This window comes from Cupriavidus sp. SS-3 (assembly GCF_035818815.1).
GTDB lineage: Bacteria > Pseudomonadota > Gammaproteobacteria > Burkholderiales > Burkholderiaceae > Cupriavidus > Cupriavidus taiwanensis_C.
The window spans coordinates 171,930-186,996 of sequence record NZ_JAYLVT010000007.1 but is presented as its reverse complement, the minus strand read 5'-3'; the positions used below and the strand labels follow the sequence as shown (position 1 = coordinate 186,996).

The window sequence follows — 15,067 nt, the reverse complement described above, 5'->3', positions numbered from 1 at the left end:
CAAGGGTTCAGTTGGATTCGAGATCGACCGCGCGCGCAATGGCGCCATAGCGGATCGATTCGGTCTGCAGGAAGCGGCGGGCCTGCTCGGGGGTGGACAGGACCGGCTCGTAGGCAAGCGTCTTCAGGCGTGCGGCGAAGTCCGCTTCATGCACGCTGGCCTTCACTTCCTGGTAGAGCCGGTCGATGACCGGGGCCGGCGTACCCGCCTTGACCATCAGCGCCAGGTTGCCGCGCACCTGCAGTGCGTCGGCACCACCCGGCCTCTGCGTTTCGAGGGCAGGAAACTGCGCAACCGGTTCCACCTGCAGCACGGCCAGCGGCTTGGCCTTGCCATCCTGGACGTAGTTGACCGAAGAGCCGATCACATCGACATGGGCATAGGTCTGGCCACCAATCAGATCCGCCATGGCCGGCGGCGAGCCGCGGTACGGAACGATAGTGAAGTCCAGGCCATTGCGGCGCTTCCAGTCGGCCAGGCCGAGGTGAGCGGCCCCGGCCACAACGTTGATGCTGATCGACACCTTGCCGGGATTGCGCTGGATATGCGCTTTCAGTTCACTCAGCGTCATCTGCTTGCGGTCGGCGCGCGTGATGATCCAGTGCGGTACGGTGCTGACGATGGTCACCGGCGTCAGGTCGGTATCGGGCCGATAGCGCAGGCCCTTGATCGTGTACGGATTGATACTGAGCGTGCCGTCGCTAGCCAGCAGCAGCGTGTTGCCGTCGGCCTTTTCCTTGAGCACTGACGACACGCCCGGCACGGTCGCGCCGCCGGCGATGTTCTCCACCACCACCGGCTGCCCCAGCCGCTGCTCCAGCTTGCGCGCGAGCGTCCGGCCGATGATGTCGTAGGAACCGCCGGCCGGGAACGGCACGACCAGGCGCAGCGGCCGGTCAGGCCACGCGGTCGCGGCACTTGCGCAAGTGGCCGCCAGCAAGGCTGCGCCGGCAAGCATGCAGCGCATGGTCGAGCGCAATCGGCATACTGCTTCCATTGGTCTCCTCCTGAGGTCTGATTGCCTCGTGATGGCTTGGAATGAATCAGGTGATGCGCCGACTATATGGGATTGGTCTCGATACCAAAAGCGAATTAAACTCGCTGTTTATTGAGCAAATGGTTAATCCACAAAAGAAGCCAGTCAGCCCTGCACTCGCCTGCCATGCCTGCCGAAACCTTCATCCATACCCTGCTTGGCCGCCTCAAGCTGCGGCATCTGCGCATCATGCTGGCGCTGAGCGAGATGCAGACCGCCGCCGCCGTCGCCGTGCGCTTCCATGTCAGCCCCGCGGCAGTGTCCAAGACACTCGCCGAGATCGAAGACATCGTGGGCATGCCGCTATTCGAGCGCAGCCGCCGCGGCCTGCGGCTGACCGATCCCGGCAGGGAAATGGCGGCGCATGCTGCGGTCTTGCTAGCGCAGCTGGAACGGCTCGCCGAATCGCTGGAGGCGGTACGCGCCGGCAGCCAGGGGGCGTTGCGCATTGCGTTCCGGACGATGTCGGTGCAGCCCTTCCTGGCACGGGCGATGAGCGACTTCTACCGGGATCATCCGCGCGTGGAGATCAGCGTGATCGAAGGCGGCATCGGCGAACTGGCGGATCAGCTTGTGGATGGCTCGCTGGATCTGCTGTTCGCCTATGACGATCCGCGCCTGTCGCTACCGGCGCTGCGCGCGGCGCCGGTGGTCCCGGCACAGAAGGTGGTGATCGTCGCCAGCCACGACCATCCGCTGCTCGCCCGCCGCAAGCTGACGGCGCGTGAATTGTCCGGGCAGCAATGGTGTATTCCGGTGGCCGGCTCGCGCATGCTTCACTTGCTGCACTCGGCGTTCCAGGCGCTGGACGCGCCAGCACCCACGCTTGGTATCCGCACCAGCGATGTCGCCGCCACCGCCAGCCTGTTGCAGGCCGGTCATTTCCTGGCGGTGTTCCCGGAGCGCATCGCCGCGCAGCTCACCCTGGCCAAGGTGGGAAGAGTGCTTCGCTTCGAACTCGGCAGCCGCGTCGAGCCGGTGGTCGCGGTGTGGAACGACGAACTCACGCCGCGCACGCCGGCTCGCCTGTTTCGCGAGCTAGTCATGCACCGGGCCGGCGGATCCTTCATGGCCCAGCCGGTACCGTTGCTGGCCGCGCGCGCGGTGGCGGCAGCTGGCGTTAGCAAGCGCTGAGCGGGAAGCTTGCGGCCAGGCTCAGTGCGTGCACAACACCGCCGCCATCTCCTTCGCCGCACCCTGCAGCGTCGGCACCGCCTGCAGCAACGCTTCGAGCGAGGCCCGCGCGGTCGGCGCATGACAGGCAATCGCCGCGACCACCCGGCCAGGCCCGGCGCTGTCCGGTTCGCGCACCGGCACCGCCACCGCGCACATGCCGCGCACGAATTCCTCGTGATCGACGCCGATGCCGCGCGCAGCCAGCCGGTCCAGCTCGGCATTGAGTGCCGGCAGGTCGGACAGCGTGCGCGGCGTGTGCGCGGCGAGGTCCAGGCGCCGCAGTGTCTGCTGGCGTTCCAGCCGGTTCATCGCTGACAGGAACAGCTTGCCGCTGGCGGTGCAATGCAGCGGCACATGGATGCCGGGCGACAACTGCAGGCGCAGCGGCTCGTGCGTTTCCACGCGCTCGACGTAAAGCACGCGGTCGCCGTCGAGCGCGGTCAGGTTGCAGGTCTCGCCCAGCCGCGCCACCAGCCGGGCCAGGATGCCGCGGCATTCGCGCAGCAGCGGCGGGCTGCGCAACGTCTGCAGCGACAACGCCGCCGCGGCCGGACCGGGCACATAGCCGCGCTCGGCCGGCATCCGCACCACGAAGCCGCTGCGCTCCATCGCCGCCAGCAGGCGCATTAGCGTCGCCTTCGGCACATGCAGCCGCTGCGACAGCTGCGACAGCGTCTGGGGCTGCTGCGCCCGCGCCAGGCTGGACAGCACCGCCAGCACGCGCAGGCTGCGGGCGTCCTCCTCCGGCACCGCGTCCTCTGCTGCAGTGCGATTCTGAAACGGCATTGTCATGTTCTGTTTCACAACCGGCGTCTCCTCGCGATTGGGCTTTCCATTCCGGCCTTGAAAAATAAAATCCGGAACAGAACGTTTCAGATTATAAATCCAGGCCGCGGGCTACGTGCCCAGGCCAGAAACAGGAGACAGCGACGATGTCGCAAACCGTTGACTACATCGTGGTGGGCGCGGGCTCGGCCGGGTGCGTGCTGGCCAACCGGCTCAGCGAAGACGGCCGCTATTCGGTCTGCCTGCTCGAGGCGGGCCCGCCCGACCGCTACCCGTGGATCCATATCCCGATCGGCTACGGCAAGACCATGTTCCACAAGCAGGTGAACTGGGGCTTCTATACCGATCCCGATCCCAACATGCTGAACCGCCGCATCTACTGGCCGCGCGGGCGCACGCTGGGCGGCAGCAGCGCCATCAACGGCCTGATCTACGTGCGCGGCCAGCGCGAGGACTACGACCACTGGGCCGCGCTGGGCAATCCGGGCTGGGGCTGGGACGACTGCCTGCCCTACTTCCGCAAGCTCGAGAACAACGACCTCGGCGCCGGGCCGACGCGTGGCACCGGGGGCCCGCTCAATGCCACCTCGATCGACCGGCGCCATCCGCTGGTCGATGCCTTCGTCGCCGCCGGGCAGGCGCTGGGCCTGCCGCGCCAGACCGACTTCAACAGCGGCGACCAGGAAGGCGTGGGCTATTACCAGCTCACCACGCGCAACGGCTGGCGCTGCTCCACCGCGGTGGCCTACCTGCGCCCGGCGCGCGGGCGCGCCAACCTGCGCGTCGAGACCGATGCGCACACCACCGGCATCCTGTTTGAAGGCAAGCGCGCCGTGGGCGTGCGCTACACCCAGCATGGCCAGCCCTATATCCTGCGGGCGCGGCGCGAGGTGATCCTGTGCGCCGGGGCGCTGCAGTCGCCGCAGCTGCTGCAGCTGTCCGGCATCGGCCCGGCGCCGCTGCTGCAGGAGCTGGGCGTGCCGGTGGTGCATGCGCTGCCGGGCGTCGGCGAAAACCTGCAGGACCACCTGCAGATCCGGCTGATCTACGAGGTGGCCAAACCCATCACCACCAACGACCAGCTGCGCACGCTGGCCGGCAAGGCGCGCATGGGCCTGGAATGGCTGCTGCTGCGCAAGGGCCCGCTGGCGATCGGCATCAACCAGGGCGCGATGTTCTGCCGCGCCCTGCCGCAGGAAAGCGCGACGCCGGACACGCAGTTCCATTTCTCCACACTGTCGGCCGACATGGCCGGCGGCACGGTGCATCCGTTCTCGGGCTGCACTTATTCCGTGTGCCAGCTGCGGCCCGCGTCGCGCGGCACCGTGAGGATCCGTTCGACCGACCCGTTCGAGCCGCCGTCGATGCAGCCCAACTACCTGTCGGCCGAACTGGACCGGCGCTGCACCATCGCGGCGGTGCGCTACGCGCGGCGCGTGGCGCAGACCGAACCGATGCGCGGCCTGATGCGGCGCGAGTTCCGGCCAGGCGACGATGTGCGCAGCGACGACGAGATCCTGCACTTCTGCCGCGAGTACGGCGCCACCATCTTCCATCCGTCGGGCACCGCAAAAATGGGGCCGGCCGCCGACCCGCTGGCGGTGGTCGACGCGCGCCTGCGCGTGCACGGCATTGGCGGGCTGCGCGTGGTGGACTGCTCGGTGATGCCCACGCTGGTCTCGGGCAACACCAACGTGCCGGTGGTGATGATGGCCGAGCGCGCGGCAGACCTGATCCGCGAAGACGCGCGGCGCGAGATCCACCACGCCGACGTGGTCGCGCCGATGGCCGCCGCGGCCTGAAGCGGCAAACCGGCGGGCCGGGCATCCATAACCACCAGGCCAGCCCTGCAGCGCATCGGCGTCCATAACCATCCTTCCAGAGGACGCCGCCCACCACCAGAGGAGACAAGCATGACTAGCCCCAACGAACAGGCGATCCGCAAGGTCGCGCTGGCGTCCGTGATCGGCGCCACCATCGAGTGGTATGACTTCTTTTTGTACGGCGTGGTCGCCGGCCTGGTCTTCAACAAGCTGTACTTTCCCGGCGACGACCCGCTGGTGGCCACCATGCTGGCCTACACCACCTTCGCGGTGGGCTTTGTCACGCGCCCGCTCGGCGGCGTGATTTTCGGGCACTTCGGCGACAAGGTCGGGCGCAAGAGCATGCTGGTGATGACGCTGATGATCATGGGCGTTTCCACCTTCCTGATCGGGCTGGTGCCGACCTATGACAGCATCGGCATCCTGGCGCCGGTGCTGTTGCTGCTGCTGCGCGTGCTGCAGGGCATCGGCCTGGGCGGCGAATGGGGCGGCGCGGTGCTGATGGCGTACGAGTACGCGCCGCCGCACCGCAAGGGCTTCTACGCGTCGCTGCCGCAGATCGGGCTGGCGATCGGGCTGTGCCTGGCCTCGGGCGTGGTGGCGCTGCTGTCGCTGACGCTGTCGGATGCGCAGTTCCTGGCCTGGGGCTGGCGTGTCGCGTTCCTGATCTCGGCGGCGATGGTGTTCGTCGGCATGTACATACGGCTCAACGTCAAGGAAACGCCGGAATTCGCCGTGATCAAGCAGCGCAATGCCGAAACGCAGATTCCATTTGTCGACATGATGCGGCGCTACCCCGGCAATATCGTCAAGGGCATGGGCGCGCGCTATATCGACGGCGTCTTCTTCAACATCTTCGGCGTGTTCTCCATCACCTACCTGACCCAGACCGTCAATATCAGCCGCACGCAGGCGCTGGTCGGGGTGATGGCGGCGGCGATCGCGATGTGCTTCTTCATCCCGTTCTTCGGCCACCTGTCCGACCGCATCGGCCGCACGCGGGTGTATTTCTGGGGTGCGCTGATCACCGCGCTGTCGGCCTTCCCGGCGTTCTGGCTGATGCTGAACAGCGGCGGCAACACCATGCTGCTGTGGCTGGCGATCGTGGTGCCGTTCGGCATCCTCTACGCCGCGGTGTACGGGCCGGAGGCGGCGCTGTTCTGCGAGCTGTTCGATGCAAGGGTGCGCTACACCGGGATCTCGTTCGTCTACCAGTTCTCGGGCATCTTCGCTTCCGGCATCACGCCCATCATCGCCACGGCGCTGCTCAAGTCGGGCGGCGGCCAGCCCTGGCAGATCTGCGCCTACGTGGCGTTCGCGGGACTGGTGTCGGCGCTGTCGGTGGCGCTGATCGGGCGGGGCGCGGGCGCCGGGGCGCCGCGCGAAAACGGCGTGCCGCTGCGCGGCCCCGCGCGCTGAGCGCAAGGGTCGCGGCCGCCGTTGCGGCAGGCCGGCAATGTCTTAGAATGGCACCACGCTAATGACAGGGACATTGCATGCAACCTTCGGACGGCACCGGCACCGGAACCGGCACCACCGCCGCCCCGCTTCTGCCCAAGGTGGTGCGCCAGCGGCTGCACGACACCGTGGTCGACCACCTGCGCAACTTCATCGTCGAAGGGGTGCTGGCGCCCGGCATGAAGCTGAACGAGCGCGAACTGTGCGAAACGCTGGGGATCTCGCGCACGCCGCTGCGCGAGGCGCTCAAGGTGCTAGCCGCCGAGGGGCTGATCGAGATCTCGCCCAACCGCGGCGCCAGCGTCTCGCGCATGAGCGAAGCCGAGGCGTGGGAGGCGTTCGAGCTGATGAGCGGGCTGGAAGCCTTTGCCGGCGAGCTGGCGTGCGAGCGCATCACCGCGCCGGAACTGGCCGAGATCAAGGCGCTGCATTACGCCATGCTGGCCTGCCATGCCCGCAACGACCTTCCTGGCTACTACAGCCGCAACCAGGAAATCCACGACCGCATCGCCGCGGCGGCGCGCAACCAGACCCTGCTGCAGACCTACCTGACGCTGAACCGGCGGCTCAAGGCGATGCGCTTCCGCTCCAACCACCAGACCGACAAGTGGGACCGCGCGGTGCACGACCACGAGGAAATGATCCGCGCGCTGGAAGCCCGCGACGGCAAGCGCCTGGCGTCCATCCTGCGCCAGCACCTGCTGGAGAAGCGCGCGGCGGTGATGCAGATCCACCCGGATCCGGCCAGCGCGCCTGCCGTCCCCAACGCCTAGCGCGGCGCGCCGTCAGCGCCGCGTCGCCAGGATGCGGTAGCCGCGGCTGCAATGCTCCTGCGCCGCGGCGCGGGCTTCATCCGGATCGTCGAACAGGCCGGCCTGGGCAATTCCCGGCACTAGCACGGCCTCGCCGGATTCAGCGCCGAGGAAGCGCCCGTCGCGCGACTGGACGATATACAGCACGTCCGCCTCAACCTCTCCCACCGGCTGGCGCCAGCCGGCAGACTGGCCCAGGCGCCTTTGTCCGGGCACGCTGCCGGCGCCGGCCTGCTGCTGCCCGTCGTCCGTGCCGCCTGCGCGGCGCGCCACTTGCAGGTTGTTGCGCACCTCACTGACGCCCAGCACGTCTTCCGCCAGCTCTTCAATGCGGTACTTGATGCCGCGGTCGGCCACGGTGCCGGTCAGCGTGACGATGCCCGAGCCGACGTCGACGGTCACGTCAGAGACGTCGTCGTCGGCATGCGCCAGCCTTTCGCACAGGTCGTCGCGGATGCGCGTGTCGGTGCGCTGGTAATTCTTGGGCAGCCGGCGCGACGCGGTCCGCGCCGGGATGCCGGGACGGTACTGGTCTTCCGGACCCTCGCCGCCTTCCGTGCCATAGCGCGCCTGTCCGTAGCCAAAGCCCGCGCCGCCCGGATTGCCGCTGCGCCAGTGGTGTGCCTGGCGGGTATCGCCGGGCTCGGCATAGCCCCGGTTGCGCCACGTTTCCCTGATTTCCGAGGGGGGATAGTCTTTCATGGATTGCCTCCGATCTGGACGCGTGTTCGTGCGCCGTGTCTGCTATCGGTAGCATCATCCATGCCTCGCGACCGCCCACCGCAGCGCGCAGCGGCTCGCGCGCGCCGGACGGCCCCGCCGGCGTGTACCGCGCAAGCACGGCAACGATCGAAGTTTTTACACGGTGGCGCCGGGCGCGGGCCGGTCGAGGTAGCCCCCGACGATACGCACCAGCAGCGGCAGCTTGCCGGTGAAGAAGTGATCCGCGCCCGGCACCACCACCACCGGCAACGCCTGCGGCCTGGCCCAGTCGAACAGCGCGGCCAGTGCCGCGCGCTCGTCGCGCTCGCCATGGACCACCAGGCAATCGGCCGGCACCGCCGGCGTGTCATAGCTGCGATGGCCTTTCACCACGCCGTAGGGGGTGCCTGTCAGCACCAGGTGGCGGATCGGCACGGACTGCGCCGCCAGGGCCGCCGCAACATGGGTCATGACGAAGGCACCGAAGGAAAACCCGGCCAGCGCCAGCGGCAAGCCGGGATGCGCGTCGCGCAGGTGGGCCACCACCGCCAGCATGTCCTGCGCCTCGCCGCGGCCCTGGTCATGGGCGCCGCCGGAACCCTCCACGCCGCGAAAATTCGGCCGCACGGTCAGGTAGCCGCGCGCCACCAGCGCCTTGGCCAGCTGGTGCGGCACCTTGTGCGTGGCCGCGCCGCCCAGCAACGGATGCGGATGGCACACCACGGCAATGCCGAGCGGATCGCCTTGCGGTCGGTCGACCAGCATTTCAATCGGCCCGACGTCGCCGTCGAGCCTGGTCTTTTCGGTGCCTGACGCAACCGCCATGCGTTCTCCAGAAGATGTTGAGTGACTGAGTGCGGGCCGCGCATGGCCCGAAGCCCGTGATGTTACTGCGATGACGGCGAGCATGCCGATGGCGGTCGCGCGGCGGCGCGCATATGGATGCGTATCAATTTGTCACAGTGTGCCCGATCCGCCGCAGCATGCGGCGGTGTGGCGGATGCGCTTTTCTATAATTTCGCGAATCGCGGCGGGGCCGGTTGCATCCGGCCCAGCCCTCCGCGGCCAGCTGCCGGTGCCCTCGTTTGGGCGCATGGGGCCTGGCCGAACCCTGCGCCGAGAGGATCGCCAGCGAGCGGCGTCCCCTCGCCTGTTCATTGCCGGTGTCCCGGCCGTTCCCGCATCGATCGCCGCGCCGCATCCTGCCTGATGCCGGCGCGACAGGCGATCCCTTAGGTCGATGCCGGACTGCCGCAAGCCGTCACCTGCCGACGAGATTCCGCCATGAGCAACGTTTCACGGCTCGCACTGGGCCTTGCGCTCGCTGCGCTATGCCACCTGATGCCAGCCACCCTGCCCGCCGCGAGCGCGGCGCCGGCGTCCGAGGCCGCCTCCGCCACCGAGGCACAGCAGCCGCCCGCCCTCACCCACACCGAAGCCAGTACCGAACTCAAGCGCCTGCAGACCGAGCAGGACCGCATCAAGCAGCAGGCCTCCGATCCCGACGGCACCACCAAGCTGGATGAGCTTGACCATGACCTGCACAAGCTCGATGCCGATGTCGACAAGCTGTCCGCCGCGCTGGCGCCGCAGCGCGCCCAGCTGCAGGCGCAGCTCGACGTGCTGGGCCCGCCGCCGTCGGACGGCATCACCAAGGAAGCCCCGGCGGTGGTGCGGCAGCGCGCCGAACTGAACGCGCGGCGCCTGCAGCTCGATGCGCAGGTCAAGCAGGCGGCCGAGAGCAAGGAGAACATCGCCAACCTGAGCGGCCAGATTGCCCGGCTGCAGCGCAGCCAGCTGAAAGACCAGCTGGCGCTGCGCTCCGACAGCATCCTGAACCCGCAGTTCTGGAAGCCGATGGTCAGCCCCGCCGCCGAGGACCGCGCGCGCATGGCCGCGTTTATGGACCAGGTAGAGCCGATGGTGCAGCTGGCGTGGCAGCCGTCGCAGCGCGCCGCCACCATCGCCCTGCTACTGCTTGCGCTGGGCGTGTGGCTGCTGGGCAAGCGCCTGGCCGAACGCGCGCTGGCCTGGTTCTGCCTGAACAAGCTGCCGCCAACGCGGCTGCGGCGCAGCGCGCTGGCGCTGGCCACCACGCTCGCCACCGTGGCCACCACCGGCCTTGCGGTGCAGATCGTCTACAACGCCTTCACCCGCAACTATGAACTGCCGCCGGACCTGATGACGCTGTACGGCGGGCTGGTCAAGCTGACCCTGACCAGCGCCCTGATCGCGGGTCTCGGGCGCGCGCTGCTGTGCACGCGCCACCCGTCCTGGCGCCTGCCCGCGCTGGCCGATCCCGTGGCGCGGGCGATGAAGCCGTTCCCCGCGGCGCTGGCCGGGCTGTTGCTGCTGGCCGGCACGCTGGAACAGCTCAACCGCATTGCCGATACCAGCGTGCAGGTCACGCTGCTGGGGCGCGGGCTGGTCTCGCTGGTGGTCGTGCTGACCATCGGCGCGGCGCTGCTGCGCGCCAACCGCGTGCGCAACGAGCTGGCCGCCGCCGGCGAGCAGCCCGAGGCGCGCGCCACGCTGGCGGGCATGATCCACGCCGGCGTCACGCTGATCGTGATCGTGTCGATGGTGGCGCTGCTGGCGGGCTATATCAGCTTTGCGCGCTTCCTGACCTATGAGCTGGTCTGGTTCGACATCGTGCTGTGCAGCCTGTACCTGCTGACCCAGGTCACGCGCGACCTGTTCGAAAGCCTGTTCTCGACCCAGCACGCCAGCGGCCAGGTGATCAAGCAGCTGTTCGGCGTCGACGATGCGCGCCTGGAGCAGGCCGCCACCATCCTGTCCGGCATCGGCGCCAGCCTGTTGCTGCTGCTGGCGGTGGTGGCGCTGCTGACCGGCGGCTTCGGCACCACCCCCGCGGACCTGGTCAACAGCCTGGTCACCGTGCTGGGCGGAGAAAAGCTGCGCAGCCTGAACATCATGCCCGAGCGCATCCTGAATGCGCTGGTCGCGCTGGGCGTGGGCATCTGGCTGCTGCGCACGGTGCGGCGCTGGCTCGATGCGGAACTGCTGCCCAAGCTGTGCATGGAGCCCGGGCTGCGCGCGTCGCTGATCACGCTGTTCAGCAATGTCGGCTACGTGCTGCTGGTGCTGCTGACGCTGTCGCTGCTGGGCGTGCGCTGGGACAACCTGGCGTGGATCGTCAGCGCGCTGTCGGTCGGCATCGGCTTCGGCCTGCAGGAGATCGTGAAGAACTTCGTCTCGGGGCTGATCCTGCTGACCGAGCGCCCGGTCAAGGTGGGCGACATGGTCAGCATCGCCGGCGTCGAGGGCGACATCCGCCGCATCAACGTGCGCGCCACCGAGATCCAGCTCGGCGACCGCTCCACGGTGATCGTGCCCAACTCGCAGCTGATCTCGCAGAACCTGCGCAACGTCACCATGAGCAACAGCACCCAGGGGGTGGCCTCGCTGCAGCTCACCTTCCCGCTGAACACCGACCCCGAACAGCTGCGCGACCTGCTGCTCGACGTCTACCGCGAGAACGAGAGCATCCTCGACGTGCCCGCCCCGTCGGTCATGTTCAGCCAGCTCGCGCCCAACGGCATCACGCTGTCGGTGACCGGCTATGTCGGCAGCCCGCGCATCGCCGCGAACACGCGCAGCGACCTGCTGTTCGAGATCCTCAAGCGGCTGCGCGGCGCCGGCATCTCGCTGTCGGTGCCGCAGTCGCTGCGGCTGGAGAACATGCCGCCGTTCGGGCCGGAACCGGAGCGCGCGCTGGCGACCGGCTGATGGCCGGCGGCAGCGCCGGCCCGCCCCGCATCGGCGCAAGAACGCGGCCACCCTCGCGGTGGCGTTTTCCACCGCCAGCGCCGCCAGCCAGCGGCGAATCACCTGCTGGTCGTGCGTCGCCAGGCGCACACGGTACGGCGTTGCCGCGTTGGATATTCTCATAGAAAGATTGTTCGTTTTGCTATATTCTCATAAAGAGAATATCCAGACGACCCCTCTTGCGCCTGCCGCGCCCGACCGCCGATGGAACTGGCTGAACTCGAAATCTTCCGCGCGGTAGCCACCGAGCAGAGCATCACCCGCGCCGCGCGCCTGCTGGACCGGGTGCAGTCCAACGTCACCACGCGCGTCAAGCAACTGGAAGAGGCGCTTGGCGTGGCGCTGTTCCAGCGCGACAGCAAGCGCATGCTGCTGACGCCCGAGGGTCACCGGCTGCTCGCCTATGCCAACCAGATGCTGGCGCTGGCCGAAGAAGCGCGGCAGTCGGTGCGGGGCGCCGCGCCGTCGGGCCGCCTGCGCATCGGCACCATGGAAAGCGCCGCCGCCAACCGCCTGCCGATGCCGCTGGCGCGCTTCCACGCGGCCTGGCCGGGCGTGGAAATCGAGATCCGCACCGGCACCACGCGCGCGCTGGTCGATGCCGTGCTCGACCACCGGCTCGATTGCGCCGTGGTCGCGCATCCAGGCGAAGGGCCGGCGCGCGCGGCCGATCTGGATGAACTGGCCCCCGGCCTGGAAGGCACCTACCTGTTCACCGAACACCTGCAGCTGGTGCTGCCGGGCAGCCATCCCAAGGTGCGCGGCCCCGGCGACGTGGCATTGCGCCGCCTGGCCGCCTTCCCGAAGGGCTGCACCTACCGCCAGTGCGCAGAAGCCTGGCTGGCGCAGGGCAGCGACGACATGCGCCAGCGCCTGGCCATCACCGAGATGCCCTCTTACCACGCCATGCTGGCCTGCGTCAGCGCCGGCACGGCAATGGCGATCCTGCCCCGCTCGCTGCTGGCGCTGCACCGCGACGCGGTCGACGTGCAGACCGTGCCGGTACGCGCTGTGCACACCTATATCGTCAAGCGTGCCGGCTATGCCACGCACGCCTGCGACGCCTTCGTGCGCGAACTGCGCGACGGCTGACCCTGCCGTTCCCCGTCGCCGCACCATCGCCATCGAACCCTTACCAGGAGCGCAAATTGACCCAGACAACCCCAATCGCTGACCGGCTGCCGCTGTTGCGCCGGCTCGGCATACGCACCCCGATCATCCAGGCACCCATGGCCGGTGTCAGCACGCCCGCGCTCGCCGCGGCCGTCACCAATGCCGGCGGGCTCGGTTCGCTCGGCGTGGGCGCGATGGATGCCGAGGCCGCGCGCAAGGCCATCCGCGAGACCCGCGCGCTGACCAGCGGACCGTTCAACATCAATGTGTTCTGCCATGCGCCGGCCGTCGCCGATGCCGCGCGCGAGCAGGCCTGGCTGGCCTATCTTGCACCGCGCTTCGCCGAATTCGGCGCGACTCCGCCGGCGGCGCTGCGCGAGATCTATCGCAGCTACGTCACCGACGAAGCCATGCACGCGATGCTGCTGGAAGAACGCCCGGCCGTGGTCAGCTTCCATTTCGGGCTGCCCGATGCGGGCCGCATCCGCGCGCTGCGCGACGCCGGCATCGTGCTGCTGGCCAGCGCCACCTCGCTCGATGAGGCGCGCGCCATCGAGGCGGCCGGCCTCGACGCGATCGTCGCGCAGGGCATCGAGGCCGGCGGCCATCGCGGCGTGTTCGACCCGGCCGCCGTCGACGAAGGCCTGGGCACTTTCGCGCTGGTACGCGTGCTGGCGACGCAGACCCGCCTGCCGGTGATCGCCGCGGGCGGCATCATGGACGGTGCCGGCATTGCCGCGGCGCTGGCGCTCGGCGCGCAGGCCGCGCAGCTTGGCACCGCGTTTATCGCCTGCCCCGAGACCGTGGCCGACGGCCCTTACCGCGAGGCGCTGCTGCAGCCGCACAAGCGTCCGACCGTGCTGACGCGGGCCATTTCCGGCCGCCATGCCCGTGGCCTGGCCAACCGCTTCACCGAGCTGGGTGCGGCAGCCGGCGCGCCCGCCGCGCCCGACTACCCCACCGCCTACGATGCCGGCAAGGCCCTGCACGCCGCCGCCAAGGCGCAGAGCAGCGCCGACTTTGCCGCGCAGTGGGCCGGCCAGGCGGTGCCGCTGGCCCGGGCACTGCCGGCGGCGGAGCTGGTCTCGGCGCTGGCCGGGGAGCTTGCCGCCAGCGCGCGCGGGCTGGGGGCGCTGGCCGAAACGCTCGGATAGGCGCTTTCGGACACGGCCGTTTTACCGCGTCTTACACCGCATTAAAAAAGCCAGGTCCTAAAAGCCGCGGTTACAAAGCTAACAAGTCGACCCGGGGCCCGAAACACCTTGATCGCCGCTTTGCGTCCATCATTCAGGAACACAAGCTGTGCATGACAAGGAGTCCGAAATGCGCCCCTCCACCCGCATCGTCGCCGCGGCGGTCCTGGCCGCGACCCTGGTAGCCGCCGGTTCCGCCTCGGCGCGCGGCCGGCACCACCACCATGGCGGCTCCAATGCCGGCGCGGTGCTGGCGGTCGGCGCGCTGGCCGGCCTGGCCCTGGGCGCCATGCTGGCCTCGGGGCCGGTGGTGGCGGCACCGGTGGCGCCGCCACCCGTCACCTACGCCCCCGCGCCGGTCTCATACGCGGCGCCGGCGGTGCCGCCGGGCTATTGCTACCGCGACTACGACCGCGCCTACGTGCCGTGCGCCCCGCAGCCTTCGGGCTACTACCGCGAAGCGCCGTACTACGGCTACTGAGGCCTGCCGCCATGCCGGTCGACCGCGACTATTTCGCCGGCCTGTACGGCCGCAACCAGGACCCATGGGGCATCGGCACGCGCTGGTACGAAGCGCGCAAGCGCGCCCTGCTGCTGGCCACGCTGCCGCGCGAGCGCTTCGCCCGCGCCTTCGAGCCCGGCTGCGGCGGCGGCCACCTGAGCGTGGCGCTGGCGCCGCGCTGCGACGCGCTGATAGCGATGGAACTGGCCGAAAGCGCTGCCGAGCAGGCGCGGCAACGGCTGGCGCCGTTCCCGCAGGCACGCGTGCTGACCGGCGAATTGCCGCAGCAGTGGCCCGACGGCAGCTTTGACCTGATGGTGTTTTCCGAACTGGGTTACTACTTTCCCAAGCCGGACTGGCACGAAGTCGCGGCCATGGCCGCGCGCGCGCTGGCCGACGACGGCGTCATCGTCGCCTGCCATTTCCGGCATCCGTTCGCCGAGCAGCAGATCACCGCGCAGGCGGTGCATGACGCGATCGGCGCGCAGCGGGGGCTGTACCGGCATATCCGCCACGAGGAACCGGATTTCGTGCTGGAACTGTGGACGCGGCAGCTGGAGATGCGGCTGGCGTAGGTGCCTGTGTTGATCGGCAAAGAATAACGCCCCATGCAAGTTGCCACTTGCATGGGGCGTTGTCTTTAGACGAATCGGCCGGCCCAGTCCACCGGTTCATGA

The 15,067-nt window shown here is 69.0% G+C and carries 13 protein-coding genes; 9 read left to right on the top strand and 4 right to left on the bottom strand.

All coding sequences use genetic code 11. The annotated features are described in order from the left end of the window. Positions 1-7 precede the first annotated feature (7 nt). Complete coding sequence (locus tag U9J39_RS13460) at positions 8-997, bottom strand: Bug family tripartite tricarboxylate transporter substrate binding protein (protein WP_326347274.1); 990 nt, start codon at positions 995-997, stop codon at positions 8-10. Positions 998-1,162: 165 nt separating this feature from the next. On the opposite strand from U9J39_RS13460, the gene U9J39_RS13455 reads away from it, so the two are divergent. Then, positions 1,163-2,170, top strand: coding sequence for a LysR family transcriptional regulator (locus U9J39_RS13455; protein ID WP_115712981.1), 1,008 nt, complete (start codon positions 1,163-1,165; stop codon positions 2,168-2,170). Between the two features lie 21 nt (positions 2,171-2,191). Here the strand turns inward: U9J39_RS13455 and U9J39_RS13450 are convergent, their stop codons facing one another. After that, complete coding sequence (locus U9J39_RS13450; RefSeq protein ID WP_115712980.1) at positions 2,192-3,016, bottom strand: IclR family transcriptional regulator; 825 nt, start codon at positions 3,014-3,016, stop codon at positions 2,192-2,194. A gap of 128 nt (positions 3,017-3,144) precedes the next feature. Here U9J39_RS13450 and U9J39_RS13445 point away from each other — a divergent pair, with 128 nt between their 5' ends. The 3 genes from U9J39_RS13445 to U9J39_RS13435 all read left to right on the top strand — a co-directional run bounded on the left by U9J39_RS13445 (position 3,145) and on the right by U9J39_RS13435 (position 7,052). Further along, positions 3,145-4,800 (top strand): GMC family oxidoreductase, encoded by a 1,656-nt coding sequence (locus U9J39_RS13445; RefSeq protein WP_326347272.1) that lies wholly within the window; start codon positions 3,145-3,147, stop codon positions 4,798-4,800. 111 nt (positions 4,801-4,911) lie between these two features. Further along, the gene (locus U9J39_RS13440; protein ID WP_115712978.1) at positions 4,912-6,240 is read left to right on the top strand and encodes an MFS transporter; all 1,329 of its coding nucleotides are present in this window, start codon (positions 4,912-4,914) and stop codon (positions 6,238-6,240) included. A gap of 77 nt (positions 6,241-6,317) precedes the next feature. Continuing rightward, positions 6,318-7,052: a GntR family transcriptional regulator gene (locus tag U9J39_RS13435; RefSeq protein ID WP_018008539.1), complete on the top strand. Its 735-nt coding sequence runs from the start codon at positions 6,318-6,320 to the stop codon at positions 7,050-7,052. A gap of 12 nt (positions 7,053-7,064) precedes the next feature. Here U9J39_RS13435 and U9J39_RS13430 read toward each other — a convergent pair whose 3' ends face one another. Next, on the bottom strand, positions 7,065-7,793 hold the full coding sequence (locus U9J39_RS13430; RefSeq protein WP_115712976.1) for a BON domain-containing protein: 729 nt from the start codon (positions 7,791-7,793) through the stop codon (positions 7,065-7,067). Between the two features lie 156 nt (positions 7,794-7,949). Further along, complete coding sequence (locus U9J39_RS13425; protein ID WP_326347271.1) at positions 7,950-8,618, bottom strand: alpha/beta hydrolase; 669 nt, start codon at positions 8,616-8,618, stop codon at positions 7,950-7,952. Positions 8,619-9,077: 459 nt separating this feature from the next. Here U9J39_RS13425 and U9J39_RS13420 point away from each other — a divergent pair, with 459 nt between their 5' ends. The 5 genes from U9J39_RS13420 to U9J39_RS13400 all read left to right on the top strand — a co-directional run bounded on the left by U9J39_RS13420 (position 9,078) and on the right by U9J39_RS13400 (position 14,965). After that, positions 9,078-11,543 (top strand): DUF3772 domain-containing protein, encoded by a 2,466-nt coding sequence (locus U9J39_RS13420; protein WP_115712974.1) that lies wholly within the window; start codon positions 9,078-9,080, stop codon positions 11,541-11,543. A 243-nt stretch (positions 11,544-11,786) separates the two neighbouring features. Further along, entirely contained in the window at positions 11,787-12,674 is an 888-nt protein-coding gene (locus tag U9J39_RS13415) for a LysR family transcriptional regulator (protein ID WP_115712973.1), read from the top strand. Between the two features lie 56 nt (positions 12,675-12,730). Further along, complete coding sequence (locus tag U9J39_RS13410; RefSeq protein ID WP_115712972.1) at positions 12,731-13,849, top strand: NAD(P)H-dependent flavin oxidoreductase; 1,119 nt, start codon at positions 12,731-12,733, stop codon at positions 13,847-13,849. Positions 13,850-14,018: 169 nt separating this feature from the next. Then, positions 14,019-14,369: a mechanosensitive ion channel protein MscS gene (locus tag U9J39_RS13405; RefSeq protein WP_115682759.1), complete on the top strand. Its 351-nt coding sequence runs from the start codon at positions 14,019-14,021 to the stop codon at positions 14,367-14,369. Between the two features lie 11 nt (positions 14,370-14,380). Beyond that, on the top strand, positions 14,381-14,965 hold the full coding sequence (locus U9J39_RS13400) for a class I SAM-dependent methyltransferase (protein ID WP_326347270.1): 585 nt from the start codon (positions 14,381-14,383) through the stop codon (positions 14,963-14,965). The last annotated feature ends 102 nt before the right edge of the window (positions 14,966-15,067 follow it).

What these genes read in the sequence shown, in the direction of transcription:
- U9J39_RS13460 (WP_326347274.1), bottom strand. Translation starts at nt 997, where the DNA reads ATGGAAGCAGTATGCCGATTGCGCTCGACCATGCGCTGCATGCTTGCC.
- U9J39_RS13455 (WP_115712981.1), top strand. Translation starts at nt 1,163, where the DNA reads ATGCCTGCCGAAACCTTCATCCATACCCTGCTTGGCCGCCTCAAGCTG.
- U9J39_RS13445 (WP_326347272.1), top strand. Translation starts at nt 3,145, where the DNA reads ATGTCGCAAACCGTTGACTACATCGTGGTGGGCGCGGGCTCGGCCGGG.
- U9J39_RS13440 (WP_115712978.1), top strand. Translation starts at nt 4,912, where the DNA reads ATGACTAGCCCCAACGAACAGGCGATCCGCAAGGTCGCGCTGGCGTCC.
- U9J39_RS13435 (WP_018008539.1), top strand. Translation starts at nt 6,318, where the DNA reads ATGCAACCTTCGGACGGCACCGGCACCGGAACCGGCACCACCGCCGCC.
- U9J39_RS13430 (WP_115712976.1), bottom strand. Translation starts at nt 7,793, where the DNA reads ATGAAAGACTATCCCCCCTCGGAAATCAGGGAAACGTGGCGCAACCGG.
- U9J39_RS13425 (WP_326347271.1), bottom strand. Translation starts at nt 8,618, where the DNA reads ATGGCGGTTGCGTCAGGCACCGAAAAGACCAGGCTCGACGGCGACGTC.
- U9J39_RS13420 (WP_115712974.1), top strand. Translation starts at nt 9,078, where the DNA reads ATGAGCAACGTTTCACGGCTCGCACTGGGCCTTGCGCTCGCTGCGCTA.
- U9J39_RS13415 (WP_115712973.1), top strand. Translation starts at nt 11,787, where the DNA reads ATGGAACTGGCTGAACTCGAAATCTTCCGCGCGGTAGCCACCGAGCAG.
- U9J39_RS13405 (WP_115682759.1), top strand. Translation starts at nt 14,019, where the DNA reads ATGCGCCCCTCCACCCGCATCGTCGCCGCGGCGGTCCTGGCCGCGACC.
- U9J39_RS13400 (WP_326347270.1), top strand. Translation starts at nt 14,381, where the DNA reads ATGCCGGTCGACCGCGACTATTTCGCCGGCCTGTACGGCCGCAACCAG.